11 protein-coding genes are annotated in these 14,910 nt (G+C 71.7%); 1 reads left to right on the top strand and 10 read right to left on the bottom strand.

Features of this window, described 5'->3' with window-relative positions:
• Window positions 1-32: 32 nt before the first annotated feature.
• From nuoH to H297_RS0122190, 8 genes are read right to left on the bottom strand one after another with little or no spacing between them, the layout of a single operon-like run.
• The gene (gene nuoH, locus H297_RS0122225) at window positions 33-1,424 is read right to left on the bottom strand and encodes an NADH-quinone oxidoreductase subunit NuoH (protein WP_027738853.1); all 1,392 of its coding nucleotides are present in this window, start codon (window positions 1,422-1,424) and stop codon (window positions 33-35) included.
• Window positions 1,421-3,934, bottom strand: a complete 2,514-nt coding sequence (locus H297_RS0122220) for an NADH-quinone oxidoreductase subunit G (protein ID WP_027738852.1) — start codon at window positions 3,932-3,934, stop codon at window positions 1,421-1,423. The genes nuoH and H297_RS0122220 overlap by 4 nt, the downstream gene beginning before the upstream one ends.
• Window positions 3,931-5,328 (bottom strand): NADH-quinone oxidoreductase subunit NuoF, encoded by a 1,398-nt coding sequence (gene nuoF / locus H297_RS0122215; protein ID WP_027738851.1) that lies wholly within the window; start codon window positions 5,326-5,328, stop codon window positions 3,931-3,933. The genes H297_RS0122220 and nuoF overlap by 4 nt, the downstream gene beginning before the upstream one ends.
• The gene (gene nuoE, locus H297_RS37820) at window positions 5,328-6,047 is read right to left on the bottom strand and encodes an NADH-quinone oxidoreductase subunit NuoE (RefSeq protein ID WP_078514468.1); all 720 of its coding nucleotides are present in this window, start codon (window positions 6,045-6,047) and stop codon (window positions 5,328-5,330) included. Before nuoE ends, nuoF begins: the two co-directional genes overlap by 1 nt.
• A gap of 11 nt (window positions 6,048-6,058) precedes the next feature.
• Window positions 6,059-7,390, bottom strand: coding sequence for an NADH-quinone oxidoreductase subunit D (locus H297_RS0122205; protein WP_027738850.1), 1,332 nt, complete (start codon window positions 7,388-7,390; stop codon window positions 6,059-6,061).
• A complete protein-coding gene (locus H297_RS0122200; RefSeq protein ID WP_027738849.1) occupies window positions 7,390-8,127 on the bottom strand; it encodes an NADH-quinone oxidoreductase subunit C in 738 nt (245 codons plus the stop codon). The genes H297_RS0122205 and H297_RS0122200 overlap by 1 nt, the downstream gene beginning before the upstream one ends.
• Window positions 8,124-8,678 carry a NuoB/complex I 20 kDa subunit family protein gene (locus tag H297_RS0122195; RefSeq protein WP_027738848.1) on the bottom strand — a complete coding sequence of 185 codons (555 nt, stop codon included), beginning with the start codon at window positions 8,676-8,678 and terminating at the stop codon, window positions 8,124-8,126. Before H297_RS0122195 ends, H297_RS0122200 begins: the two co-directional genes overlap by 4 nt.
• 14 nt (window positions 8,679-8,692) lie before the next feature.
• The gene (locus tag H297_RS0122190; protein WP_019354165.1) at window positions 8,693-9,052 is read right to left on the bottom strand and encodes an NADH-quinone oxidoreductase subunit A; all 360 of its coding nucleotides are present in this window, start codon (window positions 9,050-9,052) and stop codon (window positions 8,693-8,695) included.
• 783 nt (window positions 9,053-9,835) lie between these two features.
• On the opposite strand from H297_RS0122190, the gene H297_RS0122185 reads away from it, so the two are divergent.
• The gene (locus tag H297_RS0122185) at window positions 9,836-10,639 is read left to right on the top strand and encodes a C40 family peptidase (protein ID WP_027738847.1); all 804 of its coding nucleotides are present in this window, start codon (window positions 9,836-9,838) and stop codon (window positions 10,637-10,639) included.
• A 103-nt stretch (window positions 10,640-10,742) separates the two neighbouring features.
• Here the strand turns inward: H297_RS0122185 and H297_RS0122180 are convergent, their stop codons facing one another.
• Both H297_RS0122180 and H297_RS0122175 read right to left on the bottom strand, forming a co-directional pair.
• Entirely contained in the window at window positions 10,743-12,053 is a 1,311-nt protein-coding gene (locus H297_RS0122180) for a geranylgeranyl reductase family protein (protein WP_027738846.1), read from the bottom strand.
• Window positions 12,054-12,179: 126 nt separating this feature from the next.
• Entirely contained in the window at window positions 12,180-14,567 is a 2,388-nt protein-coding gene (locus H297_RS0122175; protein ID WP_158693718.1) for a hypothetical protein, read from the bottom strand.
• Window positions 14,568-14,910 lie beyond the last annotated feature (343 nt).

The following is a 14,910-nucleotide window of genomic DNA, read 5'->3' as shown; positions in this document are numbered from 1 at the left end:
TGAAGGTCACGCCGAAGCCGGCCACGGGGTTCTCAGGCACCGTCAGCCCCCTTGCTCTCGGTGGTTGCGTCAGTTGCGTCGGCCGGCCCGCCGGCTGAGGCACCGACCGGCTCCCGCTCCCGGTCCCGCGCGGCACGCGAGGGACGCCGGGGCACCGGTGGCAGCGTCTGCCCCGGCAGCGGCGGTACGGGGAATCCGCCCGCCATCGGGTCGAAGGGCTTGTCCTGCTGGGGCGCCTCGTCCTCCTCGGCGGGGCCGCGGCGGAAGAAGTCGACGACGAAGGAGATCAGCAGCAGCGCCAGCGCCGTGCCCGCGACCCAGTAGACGACCTCGCTGTAGTCCCAGCCCTCGTTGCGCATCGCGCGGACGGTGGCCACCAGCATCAGCCACACCAGGGCGATGGGGATGAGGACCTTCCAGCCCAGCTTCATGAACTGGTCGTAGCGCACCCGGGGCAGCGTGCCGCGGATCCAGATGAAGAAGAAGATCAGCACGAGCAGCTTGGCGGTGAACCACAGGATCGGCCACCAGCCGTGGTTGGCGCCCGCCCACCAGCTGGAGATCGGCGCCGGGGCCCGCCAGCCGCCCAGGAAGAGGGTGACCGCGAGGGCGGAGACCGTCACCACGTGGATGTACTCGGTCAGCATGAACATCGCGAACTTGATCGAGCTGTACTCGGTCTGGAAGCCCGCGACCAGGTCGCCCTCGGACTCCGGCATGTCGAACGGCGCCCGGTGCGCCTCACCGACCATCGAGACCAGGTAGATCAGGAAGGAGACCGGCAGCAGGTACGCGAACCAGCCGTCCGCCTGCTCACCGACGATCGCCGAGGTGGACATCGAACCGGAGTAGAGGAAGACCGCGGCGAAGCTGAGGCCCATCGCGATCTCGTAGCTGATGATCTGGGCCGTGGCGCGCACGCCGCCCAGCAGCGGATACGTCGACCCGGACGACCAGCCGGCCAGCACCACGCCGTAGGAGGCGATGGAGGCGGTGGCCAGGATGTAGAGGACGGCGACGGGCATGTCCGTCAGCTGCATCGCCGTACGGTGCCCGAAGACCGAGACCTCGTTGCCGGCCGGGCCGAACGGGATGACCGCGATCGCCATGAAGGCGGGCACCGCGCCGACGATGGGCGCCAGCAGGTAGACCAGCTTGTCGCTGCCCTTGACGATGATGTCTTCCTTGAACATCAGCTTCACGCCGTCGGCCAGCGACTGGAGCATGCCCCAGGGGCCGTGCCGGTTGGGCCCGACGCGTAGCTGCATCCAGCCGACGATCTTGCGCTCGAAGACGATGGAGAGCAGCACCGTCACCATCAGGAACGCGAAGCAGAAGACGCCCTTGATCAGCACGAGCCAGAACGGGTCGGTGCCGAACGTCGACAGGTCCTCCTGGGCGAGGTGCTGTACCGGCCCGGTCATGCGCCCACCTCCTGCGGGGTCTGGTTCACGCCGACGCTTCCGGGCGCGATCCGCACCAGCTCGCCGGGTCGCGCCCCGGTGTCGGCCGCGACGCCGCCGCCGACCGTGTTGAGCGGCAGCCACACCACGCGGTCGGGCATCTCGGTGACGCTCAGCGGCAGCCGTACCTCGCCGCGCGGCCCGCCGACGGCCAGCGTCTCGCCGTCGGCGACGCCGATCTCGGCGGCCGTGGCGGCCGAGAGCCTGGCGGGCGCCGCGTGCCGGGTGCCGGCCAGCGCCTCGTCGCCCTCCTGGAGCCGGCCCTGGTCGAGCAGCATCCGGTGCCCCGCCAGGACGGCCTCCCCAGCCGCGGGCTGCGGCACCGAGCGGGCCCCGGGGACCGGGACGGCCGGCCGGCCGCCGCCCGGCCGGTGGCCGAGCCGGTCGAGCTCTCCGCGCACCGTGCGCACGTCGGGCAGCCCGAGGTGGACGTCGAGGGCGTCGGCCAGCATGGTGAGCGCGCGGGCGTCGGACTGGACGTGGCGGCGGGTCATCTGGTCCGGCTTGAGCGCGGGCTCGAACATCCGCACCCGGCCCTCCCAGTTGAGGAAGGTGCCGGCCTTCTCCACGGTGGCCGACACCGGAAACACCACGTCGGCCAGCTCGGTGACGGCGCCGGGCCGCAGCTCCAGGCTGACGAGGAAGTCCACCGCCTCCAGCGCCTGCCGGGCCCGCGCCGGGTCGGGCAGGTCCTCCAGGCCGACGCCGCCGACGACGAGCGCGGACAGCTCGCCCGTGGCAGCCGCCTCGACGATCTGCGCGGTGTCCCGTCCCGGCGCGTCGGGCAGTTCGGCGACGCCCCAGGCGCGGGCCACCTCGGTACGGGCCACGGCGTCGGTCACCGGCCGGGCGCCGGGCAGCAGCCCCGGCAGGCAGCCGGCCTCCAGGGCGCCGCGCTCCCCGGCCCGGCGCGGCACCCACACCAGGGTGGCGCCGGTGGCGACGGCCGTACGGAGCGCCGCGGTGAGCGCCCCGGGCACGGTGGCCAGCCGTTCACCGATCAGGATGACGGCGCCCTCCGCGCGCAGCGCCTCCGCGGCCGCACTGCCGCTCTCGTCGAGTCCGACGCCGCCCGCGAGCGCGTCCAGCCACTCGGTCTCGGTGCCCGGCGCGGCGGGCAGCAGCGTGCCGCCCGCCTTCTCCAGGCCGCGGGTGGCGTGGGTGGCCAGTGCCCAGGTGCGCTGGGAGCGGGTGCGCCACGCCTTGCGCAGCCGCAGGAAGACCCCGGGCGCCTCCTCCTCGGCCTCCAGCCCGGCCAGCAGCACGGCGGGCGCCGCCTCCAGCGCGGAGTAGGTGAGCCCTGCGCCGTCCAGATCGCGGCCGTGCCCCGCCACGTGGGAGGCCAGGAAGTCGGCCTCCTCCGCGGAGTGCGGGCGGGCGCGGAAGTCGATGTCGTTGGTGCGCAGCGCGACGCGGGCGAACTTGGCGTAGGCGTACGCGTCCTCGACGGTCAGCCGCCCGCCGGTCAGCACACCGGTGCGGCCCTGCTTGCCGGCCAGTCCGCGCGCTGCGGCCTGCAGCGCCTCGGGCCAGCTCGCGGGGGCGAGTTCACCGTCCTCGCCGCGCACCAGCGGGGTGTGCAGCCGGTCGGGGCGCTGCGCGTAGCGGAACGCGAAGCGGCCCTTGTCGCACATCCACTCCTCGTTGACCTCGGGGTCGTTCTCGGCGAGGCGGCGCATCACCTTGCCGCGCCGGTGGTCGGTGCGGATCGCGCAGCCCCCGGCGCAGTGCTCGCACACGCCGGAGGAGGAGGTCAGGTCGAAGGGGCGGGAGCGGAACCGGTAGGCGGCCGAGGTGAGCGCGCCGACCGGGCAGATCTGGATGGTGTTGCCGGAGAAGTACGACTCGAACGGCTCGTCCTCCCCCGTGCCGACCTGCTGGAGCGCGCCGCGCTCGATCAGCTCGATCATCGGATCGCCCGCGACCTGGTTGGAGAAGCGGGTGCAGCGCGCGCACAGCACGCACCGTTCGCGGTCCAGCAGCACCTGGGTGGAGATGGCCACGGGCTTCTCGTAGGTGCGCTTCCTGCCCTCGAAGCGGGAGTCGGCGTCCCCGTGCGACATGGCCTGGTTCTGCAGCGGGCACTCGCCGCCCTTGTCGCAGACGGGGCAGTCGAGCGGGTGGTTGATGAGCAGCAGCTCCATCACACCGCGCTGCGCCTTGCTCGCCACATCCGACGTGAGGTGCGTTTTGACGACCATGCCGTCGGTGCACTGGATGGTGCAGGACGCCATCGGCTTGCGCTGGCCCTCCACCTCGACGATGCACTGGCGGCAGGCGCCCGCCGGGTCGAGGAGGGGGTGGTCGCAGAAGCGGGGGATCTCGATGCCGAGCTGCTCGGCGGCGCGGATCACCAGCGTGCCCTTGGGGACGGTGGTCTGTGCGCCGTCGATGGTCAGCGACACCGTCTCCTCGGGCGGCGGGGCGGCCTCCCCTCCCCCGGTGGAGGCACCGGTAGCGGTGACGGTCACGCGTTCACCTCCAGGTGAGCGGAGTGGGGGCTTGCGGCCCAGGCGGTGGACTTCTCGGGGTCGAAGGGACAGCCGCGGCCGCCGAGGTGGGCCTCGTACTCCTCGCGGAAGAACTTCAGCGAGGAGAAGATCGGGGACGCCGCGCCGTCGCCCAGCGCGCAGAAGGACTTGCCGTTGATGTTGTCGGCGATGTCGGCGATCTTCTCCAGGTCGGCGGCCTGCGCCTTGCCGGCCTCGATGTCGCGGAGCAACTGGACGAGCCAGTAGGTGCCCTCGCGGCAGGGGGTGCACTTGCCGCAGGACTCGTGGGCGTAGAACTCGGTCCACCGGGTGACCGCCCGCACCACGCAGGTGGTCTCGTCGAAGCACTGCAGCGCCTTGGTGCCGAGCATCGAGCCCGCACCGCCGACGCCCTCGTAGTCGAGGGGGACGTCCAGGTGCTCGTCGGTCAGCAGCGGGGTGGAGGAGCCGCCCGGGGTCCAGAACTTCAGCCGGTGCCCGGGCCGCATGCCGCCGCTCATGTCCAGGAGTTGGCGCAGGGTGATGCCCAGCGGCCCCTCGTACTGGCCGGGGCGGGCGACGTGGCCGCTGAGGGAGTAGAGCGTGAAGCCGGGGGACTTCTCGCTGCCCATCGAGCGGAACCAGTCCTTGCCCCGGTCGACGAGGGCGGGAACCGAGGCGATGGACTCGACGTTGTTCACCACGGTGGGGCACGCGTACAGGCCGGCGACGGCCGGGAAGGGGGGACGCAGCCTGGGCTGGCCGCGGCGGCCTTCCAGGGAGTCGAGCAGCGCCGTCTCCTCGCCGCAGATGTAGGCGCCCGCGCCCGCGTGCACGGTGAGGGTGAGGTGCTTGCCCTCGCCCAGCGCGTCGGTGCCCAGATACCCCGCCTCCTGCGCCTCCTTGACGGCCAGGTGGAGGCGGCGCAGCACGGGCACGACCTCGCCGCGCAGGTAGATGAAGGCGTGGGCGGAGCGGATCGCGTGGCAGGCGATGGCGATGCCCTCGATCAGCGCGTGCGGGTTGGCGAAGAGGAGGGGGATGTCCTTGCAGGTGCCCGGCTCGGACTCGTCGGCGTTGACGACGAGATAGTGCGGCTTGCCGTCGCCCTGCGGGATGAACTGCCACTTCATGCCGGTCGGGAAGCCCGCGCCGCCGCGGCCGCGCAGGCCCGCTTCCTTGACGTAGGCGATGAGGTCGTCCGGGTCCATGGCCAGCGCCTTGGACAGCGCCTGGTAGCCGCCGTGCCGCCGGTAGCCGTCCAGCGTGTAGGAGTCGGGCTCGTCCCAGTGCGCGGACAGCACGGGGGCGAGGAGCTTCTGCGGGTCGGCGTCGCCGTGGGCGTGCGGCTGGGAGGCCTCGTCCTGGCCGCCGTCGGGAGCTGCCACCGTCATCACTTCCCCTCCTCGTCGGCCGTCGCGCCGCGTGGTGCCACCACACCGGGCGCGCTCTCGCCCTTGGCCAGCCGGAGCCCGGCCAGCGAGGCGGGGCCCGCCGGGCCGGACGCGTCGGTGGCGCCCTCCCGCTCGTCGGGGAACCCGGCGAGCACCCGCGCGGTCTGTTTGAAGGTGCACAGCGGGGCGCCCCGGGTGGGGGCGACCTCGCGCCCGGCGATCAGGTCGTCGACCAGGGCGCGGGCCGAGGCGGGGGTCTGGTTGTCGAAGAACTCCCAGTTGACCATCACGACGGGCGCGAAGTCGCAGGCCGCGTTGCACTCGATGTGTTCGAGGGTGACCTTGCCGTCCTCGGTGGTCTCCCCGTCGCCCACGCCCAGGTGTTCGCGGAGCGAGGCGTAGATGGCGTCCCCGCCCAGCACCGCGCACAGCGTGTTGGTGCACACGCCGACCTGGTAGTCGCCCGAGGGCCTGCGGCGGTACATGGAGTAGAAGGTGGCCACCGCGTTGACCTCGGCGGTGGTCAGCTGGAGCATCTCGGCGCAGAACCGCTGCCCGGTACGGGTGACGTGCCCCTCCTCGGACTGCACGAGGTGCAGCAGCGGCAGCAGCGCGGAGCGGCTGTCCGGGTAGCGGGCGACGATCTCCTTCGCGTCCGCCTCCAGCCGCTGCCGTACCTCGTCCGGGTAGTCGGGTGCGGGCATCGCGGGGATGCCCATGTCGACGTTGCTCACCGGTCGACGCCTCCCATCACGGGGTCGATGGACGCGACGGCGACGATGACGTCGGCGACCTGGCCGCCCTCACACATCGCCGCCATGGACTGCAGGTTGGTGAAGGAGGGGTCGCGGAAGTGCACCCGGTAGGGGCGGGTGCCGCCGTCGCTGACGACGTGCACACCCAGCTCGCCCTTGGCCGACTCGACGGCCGTGTACGCCTCTCCCGGTGGCACCCGGAAGCCTTCGGTCACCAGCTTGAAGTGGTGGATGAGGGCCTCCATGGAGGTGCCCATGATGTTCTTGATGTGGTCGAGGGAGTTGCCGAGCCCGTCCGGGCCGAGGGCCAACTGCGCGGGCCAGGCGATCTTCTTGTCCCCCACCATGACCGGGCCGGGCTCCAGCCGGTCGATGCACTGCTCGACGATCCGCAGCGACTGGCGCATCTCCTCCAGCCGCAGCAGGAAGCGGCCGTAGGAGTCGCAGGTGTCGACGGTGGGGACCTCGAAGTCGTAGTCCTCGTAGCCGCAGTAGGGCTGGGCCTTGCGCAGGTCGTGCGGGAGTCCGGCCGAGCGCAGGATCGGCCCCGTGGCGCCCAGGGCCATGCAGCCGGCCAGGTCGAGGTGGCCGATGTCCTTCAGCCGGGCCTTGAAGACCGGGTTGCCGGTGCACAGCGCGTCGTACTCCGGCAGGTTCTTGCGCATCTTCTTCACGAACTCGCGCAGCGCGTCGACGGTGCCGGGCGGCAAATCTTGGGAGAGGCCGCCGGGGCGGATGTAGGCGTGGTTCATCCGCAGCCCGGTGATCAGCTCGTACAGGTCCAGGACGTGTTCGCGGTCCCGGAAGCCGAAGATCATCACCGTGGTGGCGCCCAGCTCCATGCCGCCGGTCGCGATGGCCACCAGGTGCGAGGAGATCCGGTTGAGCTCCATCAGCAGGACGCGGATGACGTTGGCGCGGTCGGGGACGTCGTCCTCGATGCCCAGCAGCCGCTCGACGGCCAGGCAGTACGCCGCCTCGTTGAAGAACGGCGTCAGGTAGTCCATCCGCGTCACGAACGTGGTGCCCTGGGTCCAGGTGCGGAACTCCAGGTTCTTCTCGATCCCGGTGTGCAGGTAGCCGATGCCGGCGCGGGCCTCGGTGACCGTCTCGCCGTCGATCTCCAGGATCAGCCGCAGCACCCCGTGTGTGGAGGGGTGCTGGGGGCCCATGTTGACGATGATCCGCTCGTCGTCGCTCTTGGCGGCGTGCGCGGCCATCTCGTCCCAGTCCCCGCCGGTGACGTCGTAGACGGTGCCCTCGGTGGTCTCCCGGACCCCGGCCGGTGCGTGTGTGCTGGTCGACATCAGGTGTAGGACCTCCGCTGGTCGGGAGCGGGAATCTGGGCGCCCTTGTACTCGACGGGGATGCCGCCGAGCGGGTAGTCCTTGCGCTGCGGGAAGCCCTGCCAGTCGTCCGGCATCAGGATCCGGGTCAGCGCGGGGTGGCCGTCGAAGACGAGACCGAAGAAGTCGTAGGTCTCCCGCTCGTGCCAGTCGTTGGTCGGGTAGACGTCCACGATCGAGGGCACGTGCGGGTCCGCGTCCGGGGCGCTCACCTCCAGCCGGATCAGCCGGTTGTGGGTGAGGGAGCGCAGGTGGTAGACGGCGTGCAGCTCGCGGCCCGCCTCGCCCGGGTAGTGGACGCCGCTCACGCCGGTGCACAGCTCGAAGCGGAGCGCCGGGTCGTCGCGGAGCGTGCGGGCCACCCGGGGCAGGTGCTCGCGCGCGATGTGGAAGGTCAGCTCGCCCCGGTCGACGACCGTCTTCTCGACGGCGTTCTCGGGAGCGATCCCCTGCTCCTCCAGGGCCCCTTCGAGTTCGTCGGCCACCTCGTCGAACCACGACCCGTAGGGACGCACGCTCGCCCCGGGCATCCGTACGGTGCGCACCAGGCCGCCGTAGCCGGAGGTGTCGCCGCCGTTGCGGGCGCCGAACATGCCGTGGCGTACGTCGACGACCTCGCCGGTGTTGCCCCGCTGCACGGGGACGGAGCTGCCCTCGGCCGGCTCCTGGGGGCCGTCGCCGTTCGCTTGTGCGCTCATCGCAGCAGCCCCTTCATCTCGATGGTGGGCAGCGCCTTCATCGCCGCCTCCTCCGCCTCCCGGGCTGCTTCCTTCTGATTGACGCCGAGCTTGGTGTTCTTGACCTTCTCGTGCAGCTTCAAAATGGCGTCGAGCAGCATTTCGGGGCGCGGGGGGCAGCCGGGCAGATAGATGTCGACGGGAACGACGTGGTCGACGCCCTGCACGATGGCGTAGTTGTTGAACATCCCGCCCGAGGAGGCGCACACCCCCATCGAGATCACCCATTTGGGGTTCGGCATCTGGTCGTAGACCTGGCGCAGCACCGGGGCCATCTTCTGGCTCACCCGGCCCGCGACGATCATCAGGTCGGCCTGGCGGGGCGAGCCGCGGAAGACCTCCATGCCGAACCGGGCGAGGTCGTACCGGCCCGCGCCGGTCGTCATCATCTCGATGGCGCAGCAGGCGAGCCCGAACGTCGCCGGGAACATGGACGACTTGCGCGCCAGTCCCGCCGCTTTCTCCACGGTGGTGAGCAGAAATCCACTCGGCAGTTTCTCTTCAAGTCCCATTGCTTAACCTGCCCCTAGTCCCATTCCAGGCCGCCGCGCCGCCAGTCGTAGGCGTACGCGATACCGATGAGGGCGACGAAGACCAGCATTTCGACGAGCCCGAACATCCCGAGGGAGTCGAAATGGACGGCCCACGGATAGAGGAAGACGATTTCGATGTCGAAGATGATGAAGAGCATCGCCGTCAGGTAGTACTTCACCGGGAAGCGCCCGCCCCCGGCCGGCTGCGGCGTGGGCTCGATGCCGCACTCGTACGCCTCCAGCTTGGCCCGGTTGTAGCGCTTGGGGCCGACGATCGAGGCCACGACCACGGAGAAGACCGTGAACGCCGCCGCGATGGCCCCCAGTACGAGGATTGGTGTGTAGACGTTCACCGCTCCCGTCTCCTTCCAGGCGTCGACTCCGACTGCCGGCAGACCGCTGGGCCGGTGCCCCGTCCCAGGTAGATCGACCTCATGAAGATCGCTCCTATGTGAGGCAGTTCACAAGCCCTGTTCGCAGGCATCCTAAGCCCGCCCCTCTGTGATCTGCGACACGGGGGACACCAACTGGTTTGTGATCTCCACCACCTGACGGGCAATCATCCCGTCCGATGAGCGCCGATCTTCACACGCAAAGATCTGAAGTGATCACCGGAGGTGACATTCACCGGTGCTCACACCCGTTGCGGGCCGGTCGCCGTACCAGCCACTTGCATGCAGCGGCAAATTCGCGCTGGACGGTTTCCCCTGTTATATGCGGACCAGTGGGTCTCGTGCGTTCGTGAACGGCGGCACAAGCCGTGGGCACCCCGAAGGCACCCGGTGATACCGGCCCGCGATCCCGCCGAGTCCTCACCGTGACCGGCCGAGATGGGTGATTGGGCCTCAATGTGCTTTTCACCCGAAGAGTTGACCCGCCACATGTGAGCTGCGCCACTCGGTCATTTCGGCAGTCACTGCCTTCTTTGCCTTCGCCTTTTCACCGTGGTATATGCACCCGAGAGATTCCGGCAATGCGGACAACTACGTGGTCACAGCCCCGTAGTTGGGCATTGATCACGTCGTGGCAGGACGGCCCGCCGGTGTCCGGAGAGCCCAACTTGCGGCACAGGCGACGACTGTGGCGCAACACACGATTGTTGAGCGGAGGGTTTCGAGCCTGCTAGGCATTCCCTCATGTCCCCGAAAGCTCAGATACCCAGCCACCGGAAGCCTCGCTCCAGCAAGATGAACTCGGCGCTGCGTGCGGGCATGACGGGCGGCGTCATGGGCACCATCGCCCTCACCGCGGCGGCGGCGCCGGCCTTCGCGGCCGACAACAGCGCACCGGACCAGACCGTGGAGATGCCCACCCTCTCCACGGCCGACTCCAACGCCCTTGCCGCCGAGTCCCTGCAGAACTCGGCGCAGCAGTACCAGCTCCAGCAGGCACAGGAGACCGCGGCCGTGAAGGCCAAGGCCGAGGCCAAGGAGACCAAGGCGAAGGCGGAGGCCAAGGCGAAGGCCGAGGCCAAGCGCAAGGCCGAGGCCGCCAGCAAGGCCCGTGAGGCCGCGCAGAAGGCCAAGGCCTCCCGCTCCACCGACCGTGCCTCCCTGACGACGGCGTCCGCTTCCGCGCCGCAGGGCGGCAACGCGGCCACCCTCATCAACTTCCTGCGCGCCCAGGTCGGCAAGTCCTACGTCATGGGCGCCAGCGGGCCCTCCGCGTACGACTGCTCCGGCCTGACCCAGGCGGCCTACAAGCAGGTCGGCGTCAACCTGCCGCGTACCTCGCAGCCGCAGTCCACCGCCGGCACCTCCGTCTCGCTGGACAGCCTCCAGCCCGGCGACCTGCTCTACTGGGGCAGCGCCGGCAGCGCCTACCACGTCGGCGTCTACGTCGGTGGCGGCAAGTTCATCGGCGCCCAGAACTCCTCCACGGGCGTCGTGGAGCGTCCCTTGAGCTACGACCAGCCCACCGGCGCGGTCCGCGTCCTCTGACACGCCCGCGCCCTCACAGAACGCTTCGAGGGGCCCCGCCGCGCTGCGGCGGGGCCCCTCGGCGTGTACAGCGGCTCAGGCGGCGCGGCGCGGCCGGGCCGCGTCAGGCGTTCGGGGCCACCTTGGCGAGGCCGTTGATGATGCGGTCCATCGCGTCGCCGCCGGTGGGCTCCGTGAGGTTGGCGAGCATCTTGAGGGTGAAGCGCATCAGGAGAGGGTGCGAGAGGCCGCGTTCGGCGGCCAGCTTCATGATCTTCGGATTGCCGATGAGCTTCACGAAGGCGCGGCCCATCGTGTAGTAGCCGCCGTAGGTGTCCTTGAGGACCTTCGGGTACCGGTGCAGGGCCAGCTCCCGCTGGGCGGCCGTCGCCCGGGCGTGCGCCTGCACGATGGTCTCGGCGGCGATGACGCCCGACTCCATGGCGTAGGCGATGCCTTCACCGTTGAACGGATTGACCAGCCCGCCCGCGTCCCCCACCAGCAGCAGCCCGCGCGTGTAGTGCGGCTGCCGGTTGAAGGCCATCGGCAGTGCGGCCCCGCGGATCGGGCCCGTCATGTTCTCGGGGGTGTAGCCCCACTCCGCGGGCATCGAGGCGCACCAGGCCTTGAGGATCTCGCGCCAGTCCAGCTCCTTGAAGGAGGCCGAGGTGTTGAGCACGCCGAGGCCCACGTTGGAGGTGCCGTCGCCCATGCCGAAGATCCAGCCGTAGCCGGGCAGCAGCCTGTCCTGCGTCCCGCGCCGGTCCCACAGCTCCAGCCACGACTCCAGATAGTCGTCGTCGTGCCGGGGCGAGGTGAAGTAGGTGCGCACCGCGACGCCCATGGGACGGTCCTCGCGGCGGTGCAGGCCCATCTTCAGCGACAGCCGCGTCGAGTTGCCGTCCGCGGCGACGACGACGGGCGCGGAGAAGGTGACCGGGGTCTTCTCCTCGCCCAGCTTGGCCTGCACCCCCGTGATGCGGCCCGTGCGCTCGTCCACGACCGGATCGCCGACGTTGCAGCGCTCGTACAGCCGCGCCCCCGCCTTCTGGGCCTGGCGGGCGAGCTGTTCGTCGAAGTCGTCGCGCCTGCGGACCAGCCCGTAGTCGGGGTAGCTCGCCAGCTCCGGCCAGTCCAGTTGGAGACGCTGGCCGCCGCCGATGATGCGCAGTCCCTTGTTGCGCAGCCAGCCGGCCTCCTCGGAGATGTCGATGCCCATGGCCACCAACTGCTTGGTGGCGCGCGGCGTGAGGCCGTCGCCGCACACCTTCTCGCGGGGGAACGCCGTCTTCTCCAGCAGCAGGACGTCCAGCCCGCTGCGCGCCAGGTGGTACGCCGTCGCGGAGCCCGCGGGCCCCGCGCCGACGACGATCACATCGGCGGACTGCTCGGAAGCTGCTGTCCGGGTATCGGCCTTCGGCTGGGGATCGGCCACGAGGACTCCCGCGATGCTGGCTGGGTCGGCTGACCGCGCCAGTCTATGCGGGCATTCGGGACGCTCCGGGGGCCGGTCCCCTCCTGCGGACCGGCCCCTGTCCGGGAGGCGCGGGCCTGGCGGCCGCTATCTGCCGTCCTCGTCCCAGGTCCGCAGCGCCGTGTTGAAGACCTGGTCCTCGTCCGGTTCCGACTCGCCGGGGCGGCCCGCGACGTACAGGCTGTACTCGGTGCCGTCCTCCGCCACGTACGCCTGGTCGACGGCGTGCACCGTGGCGCCGCCCGCCCTGTAGACGAACTCCCACCGCGCTCCCGGCCGGCCGCGGAAGGTGTTCTCCTCCATCGCGAGACGCCGGTAGCCCTCCCGCCTGGCCGCCTTCGTCTCCGATCCCTGGAAGTTGTCGTACGAGGACTGGCCGACGTTCGTGATGACGCCGATGCGCAGATGGTCGCCGCCGCGCGGGGCCGTGTAGTCGATCCGGGTGCCGTCCACCTCGCGCTGCCACCCGGACCCCACGCCGACGGAGAACCCCTTGGGGTCGTCGGTCATGGTGAAACCGTCGGGCAGGTCGGTGCTCCGCGGCTCGTCGGGCGACCCGGCACCGACCGAGTCCGCGGGCGCGGGCTCCGGGATGTCGGCGGGCCCCTTCGGGGACTTGCCCCCGGTTCCCCCCGGTGTCCGCTTCGCCGCCTCGTCGGAGGCAGCGGACCCGTGAGCCGCCCGTTTGCCGTCGCCCTCGCCGTCACCGCCCGCCAGGTAGAAGGCCCCGCCGGTCGCGGCCCCGCCGACCACGAACGCCGCCAGCACGAGCCCCGCCCACCAGAGCCCCCGCCTGCGCTGCGGGGGCGGCACGGGGCCGCCACCCCCTTCGCCGGGCGGCGGCCGGTGCCCCGGCTCCCCGGTGTCCGGGGCTGACTCACCCTGACCCTGCGCAGAGGCAGGCGGGGTACCCGGGGTGTCGTCCGGTGGACCGTGGGGCTGCGGCGCCGGGGTGTTCGGGCCCGGGATTCCGGGGGCGGCACCGTACGGGCCCGGGATTCCGGGGGCGGCACCGTACGGGCCCGGGTGGGAGGGGGCATGTGCGTACGGGCCCGGGGTGTGCGGCGCGTTCGGGCCGAGCCCGGTGCGGCCGGGGCCGCCGCGGCCGAAACGGGCCCGCACCAGCGGCACCAGCACCGCGCCGCCGAAGGACCACAGCAGGGCGAACAGCAGCAGCTCCGCGGCGCCCGCTGCGATCTCCCCGGTGGTGGTGAGGCTGTCCGCCGAGCCGAGGTCGCTGTCGCCGCCGCCGAAGCCGCCGTCGTCACCGCTGTCGCCGCCGTAGTCGCCGCCCCCGAGGTCGCCCCCTCCAAGGCCGCCGTTCCCGGGATCGCCGTTGCCCAGACCGCCGTTGCCCAGGCCGCCGTGGTCCAGGCCGCCGCCGTCCATGGAGCTGGACACCCGGTGGAAACCCGTCTCGAATCCGGCACCCGCCATCGACGTCAACAGCAGTACGCCGACGACGAAGGCCGCGGCGGCCAACAGCTGTTCGCCGCGGCCGGAGCTGCGCCGGGCCACCAGCAGGCCGAGGAGCAGCGCGCACGCCAGGCCGCCGGCCAGCGCGCCCGCGACAGCCCAGCCACCGGCGAGGTCGGACAGCTCCGAATAGCCGAAGGACTCGTGCCCCGAGCCCCATTGGCCGGCATCCCACTTCACGTCGATGGGCGCGCCCCAGGCCAGCGCCAGGCCGAGGGCCCCGAGGTTGGGCAGCATCGCGAGCACCGCCCACACGTCCCCGGCGGTGACACCGTCGGCGCTCACCAGCAGGACGACCGCGGTCACGACGGAGGCCAGCGTGATCACCAGCACCAGGGCGAGCCCCGCGGTCCGCAGCGCGCCCACGACCAGGCGCGGTCCGGGGCCGGACCGGGCCGCCAGCCACGCGTCCGTCTCGTCCCTCGCGAGCACCAGCGCGGTCACCAGGGTGGAGAGCAGGAACGCCCAGAGCAGGGTGAGTCCCGGTGCGGAGTCCAACTCGAAGCCCTCGTACGAGGGTGTCGCGTACAGCCCCAGGGCGAGCCCGGCGAGACCGCAGAGCGCACCGACCCGCAGTGCCGCCTCGAAACCGGCGGTGGGCGTCGTCCGCGCCAGTCGGCGCCGCTCGAAGCGCGCCGCGACCACCAGTGCGCCGATCCACACGGCGCCGGCCAGCAGCGGCAGTCCGGTGAGGTGCCCACCGCCCTGGACGCGGACGCCGTCGAGGTCGGTGGGGCCGTCGGTGGAGACGCCGAACCCGCCGCCGACGCCCTGCAGGAGCGCGGCCAGGACCACCCGCATCCGGGTGCCCCAGCCGATGTCGAGGTCGTCGAGGTCGTCGTTGGACCAGATGCCGACCGCGCAGGCCGCCACGAACAGGAGGGCCGGCGGCCAGGCCGCGACCCGCAGCGCCCCCAGCCAGTCGCCTCTGACGGTCCGGGCCACGAACAGCCCGACCGGCGTCGGCTGCGCGGGCGCCCCCGACCGCTGAGGCGGCACGTACGACGCCCCGGGCGGCCCAGCCGGTACGGGCGGCGCACCGGCCGACCCGGGCGTCCGGGTCGGCCCGGAACCGGCCGACGCGGAAGGGGGCGGCGCCCCCGGAGCCGGTGGCATCCCAGGCACCGGAGGCGCGGCGGGCGCGGACGCCGAAGGCCCGGCAGGCGCGGAAGCCGGAGGCGCGGCAGGCGCGGACGCCGGTGGCGAGGCGGACGGAGGCACCAATGGCGGTTCAGGCCCGGACACCGCAGCATCGGCAGGCCCAGACGCCGGAGGCGAGGCAGACGGAGGCACCAATGGCGGCTCAAGCCCGGACACCCCAGCATCGGCAGGCCCAGACGCC

It is taken from the genome of Streptomyces sp. CNT360 (genome assembly GCF_000424785.1).
This window is presented reverse-complemented; position numbering and strand designations above follow the sequence as displayed.

Bases quoted from the DNA above. Each gene is read 5' to 3' on its own strand.
- nuoH (WP_027738853.1), bottom strand. From the start codon at position 1,424: ATGACCGGGCCGGTACAGCACCTCGCCCAGGAGGACCTGTCGACGTTC.
- nuoF (WP_027738851.1), bottom strand. From the start codon at position 5,328: ATGACGGTGGCAGCTCCCGACGGCGGCCAGGACGAGGCCTCCCAGCCG.
- nuoE (WP_078514468.1), bottom strand. From the start codon at position 6,047: ATGGGCATCCCCGCGATGCCCGCACCCGACTACCCGGACGAGGTACGG.
- H297_RS0122205 (WP_027738850.1), bottom strand. From the start codon at position 7,390: ATGTCGACCAGCACACACGCACCGGCCGGGGTCCGGGAGACCACCGAG.
- H297_RS0122200 (WP_027738849.1), bottom strand. From the start codon at position 8,127: ATGAGCGCACAAGCGAACGGCGACGGCCCCCAGGAGCCGGCCGAGGGC.
- H297_RS0122195 (WP_027738848.1), bottom strand. From the start codon at position 8,678: ATGGGACTTGAAGAGAAACTGCCGAGTGGATTTCTGCTCACCACCGTG.
- H297_RS0122185 (WP_027738847.1), top strand. From the start codon at position 9,836: ATGTCCCCGAAAGCTCAGATACCCAGCCACCGGAAGCCTCGCTCCAGC.